This is a genomic window from Pseudarthrobacter siccitolerans (assembly GCF_030823375.1).
Taxonomy (GTDB): domain Bacteria; phylum Actinomycetota; class Actinomycetes; order Actinomycetales; family Micrococcaceae; genus Arthrobacter; species Arthrobacter siccitolerans_A.
Map to the genome: position 1 here is coordinate 2,693,024 of NZ_JAUSXB010000001.1, position 10,914 is coordinate 2,703,937.

A 10,914-nucleotide genomic window follows, 5' to 3' on the forward strand; every position below is an offset into this window, starting at 1 on the left:
GAAAGCCCGGGAGGGAGAGGCCTACTGCCCGCCGCGGCGGGTTGGCTGTGCAGTATTAACGGTGTGGATGGCCCGCAGGAGCTTGGCCGGGAAGTACACCGAGAAAAACACCACCATCGGTGCCTTGAGGGCCATCTTCTTCACGTTGTGGGCCTTGTACGTGCGGTCAAACCGGGTGACGTAGTAGCGGTAGTCCCGGGGGGAATCCTCCAGCCGGCGCGCGGACATGCCGGACACCATCTGGGGGCAGTAGTTGATCTTCAGGTCGTGGTCGGCGAGGTGCAGCGAAAGATCGATGTCTTCATGCATCTCGTCCTTCTCGTCGCGGCACGTCTCTGAGCGGATGATCTCCCAGGCCGAAGAGCGCAGGGCCATGTTGGAGCCGAACAGGAAATGGTATTGGTGCTTGGCCAGCTTCAGCATGAGCTGGCGCATTTTGTCGTCCGCTTTGAGGCCGAAGCGGCGCATGGGCATGTCGTAATAGACGACTGGCCCGGTGGCGGCCTGGACTGACGGGTCACCGAAGGCGCGCTGCACCTGTTCCACCCAGTCCGGTTCCACCACGGAGTCCGCGTCGATGCGGCCGAGGATGTCCCCGGTGGCGTTGTCCAGGCCGAAGTTGCGGGTGGGAATGAGCCCCTGTTCCTGGTCCTGGCTCAGCAGGACGATGGGGCTTTCCGGATACTCAAGTTGCATCTGGCGGACGATGTCAGCGGTCCGGTCCTTGGAGAGGTTGTCCACCACGATGATTTCGTGGGCGGGCACCGACTGGTAGATGGCAGCTATAAGGCACTGCCGGATGACGCTCTCCTCGTTATATGCCGGGATGACAATGGACACGCGGGCCTGCTGTGCTGCGTCGTTCAAGGCATCCTCAGAGGATTGGTCGGCTGACATCAGTTCAAATCTAGCATCGATCCGGTGCCCTCCCGGGGAGCGCGGCGGTGTGCGGAGATGAATAAAGGGCCCCGCTCCAGTGAACTTGTCACCGAAGCGGGGCCCTCATCCAAGGCGGGGAATGCTAGGACTGGGTGGCATCCTTGTCCAGAGTGGACTTGTCCCCGTTGCCGGTGTTGGACGAGACGTTCTTGGTGGCCGTCTTGGCGTCGGTTGAAACCGGGGCTGTTTCGCCGGGAGCGTCCTCAGCCACGTGCTTGGCCTTGTCCGCGGTGTCAGCATCCTCGTCCGCCACAACGCCTGGCGCCTCGTCCGCCACAACGCCGCTGGTGGCCTCAGGAACTTCGTTCACCGTGGTTGCCGGGACAGGGGCGGGCGTGGACGTGACTGGGGAAGGAGTCTTCCAGGGGTCCTCGACCGGCTTGGAGGCCTTCCAGGCAGCCACACCGGCGGCAACGGCCGCCGCGATTACGCCAAAGACCAGCCAGCCGCGCTTCCCGGGCTTCTCCGGTTCGGCGAGCTGGGTGCCCGCCGTCCGGCCGGCTTCGGTCGCGACTACCTTGAGCCGGGGGGCGGCGGCCTGGGCCTGCTCCTGGATGGTGTGGATGATTCCCACATCGCCGAGCTTCTGCGCAATGGCGTCCACGTGGGCCGGCGTGTTTTCGAGTGTGCGGTGCACGGCGTTGGAGGCGACACCGATCTGGTCGGACAGTCGGGGCAGGTAATCCACAACGACGCGGTCGCGGGCACTGAGGACAACCGGCGTTGCTTTGTCCAGCGCCTCGTGCAGCCGCGGGGATGCTCCATCCACTGCCTCATTGATCCGCGGAGCGAGCTGCGCCAGGCCGCCCTGGATGCGGGGAGTCACGGTGGCAACGCCGCCGGCCAGGTTGTGGGCCGCTGACTTCAGGCCTTCCTGGATTTTGGGAGATGCGTTATCCAGGCTCTGCTGCAGGCGGGGAACGGCCCACTCAACGGCTGCTTCCACGCGGGGGCTTGCCCACTCCCTGGCGTGCTCCACAGCTCTGGTGACTGACAGCTCAAGGTCACGGGCAATACGATCCGATTTCTTCACAACTACCTCCCGATTAAAGTGACGGTCTGTGGTTAGCCTACGTTGGCTTGGTCTTCACCGGCTATTCCCTCTGCGGAATTTAGGCGGATTTCACCGAGCGCGGAACTGCTGCCGCAGCAGTCCCCGCCCCGGACCGCCATGGAAGAATGGGCCGTATGACTGCCATCGCAACTGCAAAAGCAACCATCCACACAAGCCTCGGCGACATCGTCGTCAACCTCTTCGGCAACCACGCGCCCAAGACGGTCAAGAACTTCGTTGGCCTCGCCACGGGCGAGCAGGCGTGGACCCACCCGGAAACGGGCGAGGATAAGACCGGTACGCCCCTGTACAACGGCACCATCTTCCACCGCATCATCAAGGACTTCATGATCCAGGCCGGCGATCCCCTGGGCCGCGGCGTGGGCGGACCGGGCTACCAGTTCGACGACGAAATCCACCCCGAACTCAGCTTCAACCAGCCCTACAAGCTGGCCATGGCAAACGCCGGCATCCGCATGGGCAAGGGCACCAACGGGTCACAGTTCTTCATCACCACCATCCCCACCGACTGGCTGCAGGGCAAGCACAGCATCTTCGGTGAAGTAGCGGACGACGAATCCAAGAAGGTCGTGGACGCCATTGAAGGTGTCCGTACCGGCATGGGTGACCGCCCGGTGGAGGACGTCACCATCAACAGCATCGACATCGAACAGCTGTAATCCCCCTCCATGAGTTACGGAATTCCGTCGGCTGAGCCGTCCGCGCAGGTTCCGGTCTGCCCCCGGCATCCGGACCGGCCATCCTACGTGCGCTGTCAGCGGTGCGGACGCCCCGCGTGCCCGGACTGCCAGCGGGCGGCCGCCGTCGGATTCCAGTGCATTGACTGCGTCAACGAAACAAGGCGTACGACGCCGGAAGTGCGGACGGTCTACGGCGGCGCCGCAACTGCCGGCAAACCATTGGTGACGTACGGCATCATCGCAGCGTGCGTGCTGGTGTACGTGCTGCAGTGGATCATCCCCGGCCAGGCCGTTTATGAACAGTTCGCCTACAACAACGTCTTCGCCACCCCTAAATACGGGGCCTTCGAGCCTTGGCGGATGCTCACGGCAGCATTCCTGCACTCGCCGGATTCCGTGCTGCACATTGTCCTTAACATGTACACGCTGTGGATCTTCGGCCAGGCACTCGAGCCGCTCCTGGGCCGCATCCGCTTCCTGGCCCTCTACCTGATTTCGGCCATTGGCGGCTCGGTGGGATACCTGCTCCTGAACCCGCTGCTGGTGCCCGGGCAAGGCCTGGTGGGAGTAGTGGGCGCTTCAGGTGCCATCTTCGGGCTCTTCGGTGCCATGCTGTTGGTACAGCGGCAGCGCGGCGGAGATACCCGCCAGCTGTGGGTGCTGATCGCCATCAACGGTGTGATCGGCTTCCTCATCCCCCAGATCGCCTGGCAGGCGCACCTTGGCGGCCTGGTCACCGGCGGGCTCTGCGCGGCGGTCCTCGCCTACACTCCCCGCGGACGCCGGCAGGGCCTGGTCCAGGCAGCCGGCCTGGTAGCGGTCCTCGCCCTGCTGGTTGCCGCCAGCTGGATCCGAATTTCGCTCTAGATCCCAAGGCTGCAGCCCGCTTTACCTTCCTAGACGAAAGGCCCCGACATCCCCAAGGCGAATTCTAGGGGTCGTTGCAACACCTGTTGGTTAGGTGGTTAGTAGTAGATCACGTAAACGCTCGGCTGGAGTATTCCAGCCGAGCGTTTTGCGTGGGCGGCCGTTGAGTTCCTGCGCGACGTGTTCGAGATCTTCGGGTCCGTAGACGGACAGGTCGGTGCCTTTGGGGAAGTACTGGCGCAGGAGCCCGTTGGTGTTCTCGTTGGAGCCGCGTTGCCAGGGGCTGGCGGGATCGCAGAAGTAGACGGGCATGTCGGTGGCAAGGGTGAATGATTTGTGGGTGGCCATTTCCGCGCCCTGGTCCCAGGTCAGGGAGCCTCGCAGGTGGGCCGGCAGGGTGGTCATGGTTTTGACGAGTCCGTCGCGGACTGTTTCGGCGGTGTGGTCATTTGGCAGGTGGATGAGCATTACGTAGCGGGTGGTGCGTTCGACCAGGGTCGCGATCGCTGACTGGTTGTAGGCGCCGGTGATGAGGTCCCCTTCCCAATGGCCTGGCACGGCGCGGTCCTCGATCTCAGGCGGGCGCTCGGAAATCATGACCATCGGGTCCACAAACCGGGGAGTGCGCTGCTCGCCGCTGCGGTGGGGTTTGCGGCGGGTCCGGCCGGTGCGCAGGGCTGCCTGGATTTCGCGTTTGAGTCCGCCTCTGGCCTGGACGTAGAGGGCTTGATAAATCGTCTCTGGGCTCACACGCATCTCCGGTTGGTCAGGGAACTCTCCGACCAGCGTGTGGCTGATCTGCTCCGGAGACCAGCGTAGGAGCAGCTTGTCCTTCACGTAGTCACGCAGGTCCGAGTCGCCTGCGAGTTTGGCCGCCTTGGGCCGCGTCCGGCGGGCAGCGGCAGCACGGTGCGCCGCATAGGGCTGGTAACCGTCGTTCCGTCCGTTGCGGGCGAGCTCACGGCTGATGGTGGACGGTGACCTGCCCAGCGCGGCAGCGATGGCCTGCTGCGAGGCACCGTGTCCGGACAGGTCCCGGATCCGCTCCCGGTCCTCCAGAGACAGGTAGCGCGGATCAATGGGTTTTTCCAGTGCGGTGATGCCCGGGGCGGGCATAGCCATTACGCCGGCCGGGGTGTCAAAGGAGTTCACTCCCCGTTTGTAGTCGATCACCCATCCGTCAGGGTAAATGCGTCGATTGCTCGACTTCCGGATTCCCTGGTCCCAGTCCCTGGCCGTGCGAATGTTCACGCCAACTGTCCGTGCCGCTTCACGACGGGAAACACCGGCCTTGCGCAGCCGGAAGAACTCTTCCCTTCCCGGATGCGGGCCGGCGCCCGGAGTCCCGCGGCCTCTCAGACCGGCTTTCCTGACCCAGCCAGCGCATGTGTTGGCATTGAGTTCCAGCTCCCTGGCCGCTGCCCTCGTACTTCCAAGACGGTCAAAAACCGCGAAAAACGCAGCCTTCTGATCCTGGCCCGAACGCACTCCACTTGATGATTCACGGCTTAAACGAGACACGGTCGTTGCAACTCCCAAAATTCTGGATGTTGCAACGACCGCTAGAACCCAAGCAACGGATGCCGGGGCCTTCTTTATCCACAGCAGTTATCCACAATGTTGGTAACTTACACGCCTGTAGTTCAGGTGCGGAAAACAACTTTCCCGCCAACTGGCACGACCTCTTCGCAATATCCCCCCAGTTAGTCCACAACTGTGGATAACTCTTGGGGATAGAACTGTGCTTAAGTGGACAAAGCTGCCCCGAAACCCTGCTTCTGTGGAAAAACACTGGGAAAGCGGCCGGGCTGGATGCTTAAGGTCGGTTTGCACCTCCCCTTTCAACAGGCTTTTGCACAGTGTTAATAACTGACAGCGACGTAGTTTCTTGTGGAAAATGCCCGGAGTACGGTGCCGGAAGGCCAGGAGCCACCCCATTTCCCCCAAGGTTTCCACAACTGTGGATAACTTGTGGGTATCCGGATGTTGGTAAGTGGAAAAGACGAGATCGTTGGTGTGCAAAGCTGGGGTTGCAACGGGCAGCCACCTACGCCTTCACTGGAAGGTACGCCTGCCAGTTAGTCCCGCACGTTGTGTTCCGATCAGGAGAATCCTTTGAGCGCCACTACGCAGCACATCTACCTCGATAAGCAGCATCCCGCCCTGTGGAGAGCCCTTAACGGACTGGGACTGAAGGTGCGGGAGGCCGCCGAAGCGGCAGGCCTGGACGAATCCACCGTGGAGCTCCTGCGGGTCCGCGTTTCACAGCTCAATGGATGTGCCTACTGCCTCGACCTTCATGTAAGGGAAGCAATGGAGGCAGGCGAAACGGTGCAGCGAATTGCCGTACTCCCGGCATGGCGCGAGACAGCTCTCTTTACCGAGAAGGAGCGGGCCGCACTCGCACTGGCCGAGAGCATTACGGAACTGCCGGGCCACAGCCAGCAGGGGAACGAGGAGGCCTACGCCCGGGAGCACCTCTCGGAGGAGGAGTTCTCGGCGGTGAGCTGGTTGGCCATTGCCATGAATGCGTTTAACCGCGTCTCAATCACCAGCCACCATCCGGTTACCCGGGACCGGTAAACAGCCTGGCTGCACATATTCGGGTAGGTTATCCACAGGTCTTCCACATTGTTAATAACCGCATCCGTGCGGACCGCTACACGCTTTGGTACGGCAGGGCGCAGGATGCTGATCCGGTCGAGGGGCCGCCAAGGAGTTTTCAACAGTGTGGATAACTTTCCCAACAGTTGTGGAAAACGGTGTTGCTAGGCGCTGGGACCGGGCCAGACTCCGGAAGATCCGCGCCGGTGGCTGTCCAAAAGATGGGTATCCACCATGCCGATGGCTTCCATCAGGGCAAACATGGTGGTGGGCCCTACGAAGGAGAAGCCCTTCTTCCGCAGCGCCTTGGACAGGGCGGCCGACTCAGGGGACTGTGTGGGGATGTCGGAGTGGACTGCCGGGCTGGGCGTCGCAGCGGGTTTGAACTGCCAGACGAACTCCACCAGGCCGCCTTCCTGCCGCAGTGCGAGCGTGGCCCGGGCATTGGTGATGGCGGAGCGGACTTTCAGGCGGTTCCGCACAATGCCTGGGTCCTGCATCAGGCGCTCAACGTCATTATCAGTAAACAACGCCACAGCGTCAGGGTTGAAGCCGGCGAAGGCCGCCCGGAACGCGGGGCGCTTCCGGAGGATGGTGGCCCAGGAGAGCCCTGCCTGGAAGCCCTCAAGGCAGATCCGCTCGTAGAGCCCGTGTTCATCAGTGACCGGCAGGCCCCACTCGGTGTCGTAGTACTCGCGCAGGAGCGGATCGACGGAGGCCCACAGAGGCCGGGCCAGTCCGTCCTCACCCACTACGGCGCCGCTGTCAGTAGCTATGAACGCCACCGGGTGGTCATGAGGAACCCGACGATCGCGATGCCGAACCCGGCCACGATGTTCCAGGATTCCCATGCCTGGACCGGGAGGCGGCCTTCGCTGATGTAGAAGGTGATGATCCAGAGGAGGCCGATGATCATCAGGCCGAACATCACCGGCTTGAACCAGACGGGGTTCGGCTTGTAGGCCTGCGACGAAGCCTGCTGGGTGGTGCTGGCGGTCTTCTTGCGTGGCTTTGACTCGGGCACTGGCTCTCCTTGGCGGGCTGAGGCAAGCTCGGCGTTCCGGGCTTGATATCCTGCAAGAAGGAAGTTGCCAGCGGTCTGCGCGATCTTGGTCAAATCTGGATTCTTACTAGCAGCCAATTCTAGTCGTAGTTCATGGGGCACCAGTGCCCGCCGCAACCGCCCGGAGGAGAACGCGTGGTACTGCAGGAGAAGGCGAGGCCGGCCGCTGCGCCGCGTGCCGGCGTCGTATTTCTGCGCGGAACCATCCAGGTACTGGGTGAGCTGCTCATTACCGCCGGGGTTATCCTGCTGCTCTTTGTGGCCTGGCAGCTGTGGTGGACCAACATTGAATCGGACGCCAAGCAGAGCGAAGTGATCAAGGAGTTCGCCCAGGACCTCGGCACCCCGGCACCAGCCGCGCCGGAAGCCCCCTCCGCCCCCGCGGCTCCCGCCGACTTCGGCCAGCCGGTAGTGGGGACCGCGCCGGGCCACGCCGGCACCATCGGCATCATGTACATTCCGCGGTTCGGCGGGAACTACACCAGGCCCATCGTCCAAGGCACCAGCCAGGATGTGTTGGACACCCTGGGCCTGGGGCACTACAGCAACACGGCCATGCCGGGAGCGGTGGGAAACTTCGCTGTTGCCGGGCATCGCCAGACGCACGGCGCCGTCCTGGACAATATCCACACCCTGGTGCCCGGGGACAAGATCTACGTTCAGACGAAGGACGGTTTTTACGTCTATGTTTTCCGCAACAACCAGATCGTGATGCCGTCCCGCACTGACGTCCTGGATCCGGTGCCCGCCCAGCCGGGCGTCGCCCCCACGGAAAGCTTCCTCACCATGACCAGCTGCAATCCCCGCTTTGGTGCCGAAGAGCGAATCATCGCCTACGCCCTGCTGGACACCTGGCGCCCCGCATCAGCCGGTCCGCCCGCGGAAATTGCAGCGCAGGTAGCCGCAGCGACTGGAAGAGGCTGATCATGTACGCCTGGATTTTCCGTCATCTGCCCGGGCCGCTCTGGCTGCGGATCGCCACCTCGCTGGTGCTGATCGCCGTCGCACTGGTATTGATGGTGCAGTTCCTTTTCCCGTGGATGTCCGAGTACACCCAGTTCACCGACTCAACGATTGGTTCCGCAAACCAGCCATGACCACAACCAAAATCCTCGTGGTGGATAACTACGACAGCTTCGTCTACACCCTGGTGGGCTACCTTCAGGAACTCGGCGCCGAGACCACCGTGGTCCGCAATGACGACGTCACCCTCGCCGAAGCCATCGAACTGGCAGGCACCCGCGACGGCGTCCTCATTTCCCCGGGCCCCGGCAACCCTGCCGAGGCCGGCGTCTGCATTGAACTGATCAGATGGTGTGGCGAAAACAGCGTGCCCATGTTCGGTGTGTGCCTGGGGCACCAGGCGTTGGCGGAGGCGTTCGGCGGCAAGGTGACCCACGCGCCGGAACTGATGCACGGCAAAACATCCCTCGTGGAGCACATCGGCACCAGCGTCTTTTCGGGGCTCCCCTCCCCCGTCACCGCCACCCGCTACCACTCGCTGGCCGCCGTCCGGGACACCCTTCCGGATGTCCTGGAAGTCACTGCGGAAACCGCGTCCGGCGTAGTGATGGGGCTTCAGCACCGCACCGCGCCCCTGTGCGGGGTACAGTTCCACCCCGAATCCGTGCTCACGGAGGGCGGCTACCAGATGCTGGGGAACTGGCTTGAGTCCCTGGGCATGAAGGGTGCGGCCGCCCGCGCTGCGAAGCTGAGCCCGCTCATCCAGCGTTAGGTCCAGGCAGCACTGACGCTCCCTCGAGGCTAGTCCTTCTTGGTGGACGTCGGTTTGGGAGTGGGAGTGGGTGTCGGAGTAGGTGACGGCGGCGGGGGCGGCGCCTTGGCCACCACGATGGCCACCGTCTTCCCCTGCGGCACCACGGAGTTCACGGGATCGCTTTGGTCCGTCACCCTGCCGGCCTCCACCTGTGCATTCTCCGCCTCGGTGACCGCCGGTACCAGGCTGAGCTCCTTCAGGGCCGCCTCAGCTTCTTCCCGCGTCCGCCCACGGAGTTCGGGGACCGCCACCTTGCCGGTGGACACCACCAGCTCAACAGTGGTGCCGACGCCCACCATCTGCCCGGGGGCAGGGCTGGTGGTGATGACAATGCCGGCCGGAACGCTGGCGCTGTTGGCTGTGGTGGTGGAGGGCGCTCCGACCAGTCCGCTCTGGCGCAGGATATCCCGGGCCGCGGCTTCCGTCTTGCCGGGCAGGCTGTCCGGAATCTTCACGGCGCTGGGCCCTTCGGAAATGTTCAGGACTACATCGGCTCCGGGGTCCAGGGAGGTGCCGGACGCCGGATCCGTTCCGATGGCCGTGCCCTTGGGTACCGTGTCGTGCTGCAGGCGCACGATTTTCGGTTTGAGGTCCGCTCCATAGAGTTCCTGCAGCGCCGCGGATTCGGTCATCGTTGCCACCGCCGGGATCTGCACCTTGGGCGGCGGCGGGGCCGGACGGTTCACTGTGTTGTACACCCACAGCCCGCCCCCGGCGAGGACCAGGAGGGTGAAGACCACCAGGGTGGCTATCCAGGCACGACGGCGGGACTTCTGCCGGCCGGTCCGCTCACGCTCCGGAGGGAAGCCCAGGGGTAAGTCATCGCGGGCGGAAGGTTCGTAAACGGCGGAAGCGGTCTGTCCGCCGTCGTCCGCCAGGCTGCCTATGGCAGCCAGCCGGCCCGTCGGGGCATCATCAAGGAAGCCCGCGCCGGTGGCCGCGAACGCTTCGGTCACGGGCGCAGTGGAAGGGGCAGGGACGTGGTCATTAGGGTCGGTAGGGGCCTCGGAGGCTGGAGCTGCGGGCACCGGTACCCCCGCCCTTCCAGCCCGCAGGGCACGCTGGAAGCCGGCGGCGTCCTGGAACCTGTCGTTGCGGTTCTTCTGCAGCGCCTTGGCCAGCACGCTGTCCAGGGCTTCCGAAACTTCAGGGTTGAGGCTGCTGGCCGGGGCAGGAATTTCACGCACGTGCTGGTAGGCCACTGACACGGGACTGTCGCCGACGAACGGCGGGCGGGAAGTCAACATTTCGTAGAGGAGGCAGGCGGCAGAGTAGAGGTCGCTCCGGGCGTCGACTGTTTCGCCCCGGGCCTGCTCGGGAGAGAGGTACTGCGCAGTGCCCACCACGGCCTGCGTCTGGGTCATGGTGGCGGACGAATCGGCGATGGCCCGGGCGATGCCGAAGTCCATGACCTTGACCGAGTCCGTGCCTTCGCAGTACATCACGTTGGCCGGCTTGATGTCCCGGTGCACGATGCCGGCTTTGTGGCTGTACTCCAGCGCGCCGAGGACGCCCAGGCAGTAGTCGATGGCGTGGTTGATGCTGACCTCGTGGGCCCGGATCAAGTCCCGGATGGTCCTGCCTTCGACGTATTCCATAACGATGTACGGCACCCGGACGTCGTCATCCGAACGGTCATGGACCATGTGCTCGCCCGTATCGTAAATCGCCACGATCGACGGATGGTTCAGCGCGGCCACCGCCTGCGCCTCACGCTTGAACCGGGCCTGGAACTGCGGATCCCGGGCAAGGTCCGGACGGAGCAGCTTGATGGCAACGGTCCGGCCCAGCCGGGTATCCATGCCGCGGTAAACGTCGGCCATCCCGCCGCGGCCGATGAGGGCGCCCAGTTCGTAGCGTCCGCTCAGGACACGCTGGCTATCCACCGGGAGGCTTTCCTCCCGGTGCA

At 63.8% G+C, this 10,914-nt stretch carries 12 protein-coding genes; 6 read left to right on the forward strand and 6 right to left on the reverse strand.

Going from position 1 to position 10,914, the window contains the following annotated elements; all coding sequences use genetic code 11:
• Window positions 1-21: 21 nt before the first annotated feature.
• The gene (locus QFZ36_RS12535) at window positions 22-897 is read right to left on the reverse strand and encodes a glycosyltransferase (protein ID WP_306636880.1); all 876 of its coding nucleotides are present in this window, start codon (window positions 895-897) and stop codon (window positions 22-24) included.
• A gap of 124 nt (window positions 898-1,021) precedes the next feature.
• Entirely contained in the window at window positions 1,022-1,972 is a 951-nt protein-coding gene (locus QFZ36_RS12540; RefSeq protein WP_306636882.1) for a hypothetical protein, read from the reverse strand.
• Between the two features lie 155 nt (window positions 1,973-2,127).
• On the opposite strand from QFZ36_RS12540, the gene QFZ36_RS12545 reads away from it, so the two are divergent.
• Complete coding sequence (locus QFZ36_RS12545) at window positions 2,128-2,673, forward strand: peptidylprolyl isomerase (RefSeq protein WP_306636884.1); 546 nt, start codon at window positions 2,128-2,130, stop codon at window positions 2,671-2,673.
• Window positions 2,674-2,682: 9 nt separating this feature from the next.
• Window positions 2,683-3,561 (forward strand): rhomboid family intramembrane serine protease, encoded by an 879-nt coding sequence (locus QFZ36_RS12550; RefSeq protein ID WP_306636886.1) that lies wholly within the window; start codon window positions 2,683-2,685, stop codon window positions 3,559-3,561.
• Window positions 3,562-3,651: 90 nt separating this feature from the next.
• Here the strand turns inward: QFZ36_RS12550 and QFZ36_RS12555 are convergent, their stop codons facing one another.
• Window positions 3,652-4,860 carry an IS30 family transposase gene (locus QFZ36_RS12555; protein ID WP_444964486.1) on the reverse strand — a complete coding sequence of 403 codons (1,209 nt, stop codon included), beginning with the start codon at window positions 4,858-4,860 and terminating at the stop codon, window positions 3,652-3,654.
• Window positions 4,861-5,676: 816 nt separating this feature from the next.
• Here QFZ36_RS12555 and QFZ36_RS12560 point away from each other — a divergent pair.
• Window positions 5,677-6,144, forward strand: coding sequence for a carboxymuconolactone decarboxylase family protein (locus tag QFZ36_RS12560; RefSeq protein ID WP_306636888.1), 468 nt, complete (start codon window positions 5,677-5,679; stop codon window positions 6,142-6,144).
• A gap of 185 nt (window positions 6,145-6,329) precedes the next feature.
• Here the strand turns inward: QFZ36_RS12560 and QFZ36_RS12565 are convergent, their stop codons facing one another.
• Entirely contained in the window at window positions 6,330-6,941 is a 612-nt protein-coding gene (locus QFZ36_RS12565) for a DNA-3-methyladenine glycosylase I (protein ID WP_306639195.1), read from the reverse strand.
• Window positions 6,938-7,189 carry a cell division protein CrgA gene (locus QFZ36_RS12570; RefSeq protein WP_306636890.1) on the reverse strand — a complete coding sequence of 84 codons (252 nt, stop codon included), beginning with the start codon at window positions 7,187-7,189 and terminating at the stop codon, window positions 6,938-6,940. The genes QFZ36_RS12565 and QFZ36_RS12570 overlap by 4 nt, the downstream gene beginning before the upstream one ends.
• Before the next feature lie 174 nt (window positions 7,190-7,363).
• Here QFZ36_RS12570 and QFZ36_RS12575 point away from each other — a divergent pair, with 174 nt between their 5' ends.
• The 3 genes from QFZ36_RS12575 to QFZ36_RS12585 are packed head-to-tail and all read left to right on the forward strand — an operon-like array spanning window position 7,364 to window position 8,963.
• A complete protein-coding gene (locus QFZ36_RS12575) occupies window positions 7,364-8,152 on the forward strand; it encodes a class E sortase (RefSeq protein ID WP_306636892.1) in 789 nt (262 codons plus the stop codon).
• 2 nt (window positions 8,153-8,154) lie between these two features.
• Window positions 8,155-8,325, forward strand: coding sequence for a hypothetical protein (locus QFZ36_RS12580; RefSeq protein WP_306636894.1), 171 nt, complete (start codon window positions 8,155-8,157; stop codon window positions 8,323-8,325).
• The gene (locus tag QFZ36_RS12585) at window positions 8,322-8,963 is read left to right on the forward strand and encodes an aminodeoxychorismate/anthranilate synthase component II (protein WP_306636896.1); all 642 of its coding nucleotides are present in this window, start codon (window positions 8,322-8,324) and stop codon (window positions 8,961-8,963) included. The genes QFZ36_RS12580 and QFZ36_RS12585 overlap by 4 nt, the downstream gene beginning before the upstream one ends.
• 29 nt (window positions 8,964-8,992) lie before the next feature.
• Here QFZ36_RS12585 and pknB read toward each other — a convergent pair whose 3' ends face one another.
• The gene (gene pknB, locus QFZ36_RS12590; RefSeq protein ID WP_306636898.1) at window positions 8,993-10,891 is read right to left on the reverse strand and encodes a Stk1 family PASTA domain-containing Ser/Thr kinase; all 1,899 of its coding nucleotides are present in this window, start codon (window positions 10,889-10,891) and stop codon (window positions 8,993-8,995) included.
• Between the last annotated feature and the right edge of the window lie 23 nt (window positions 10,892-10,914).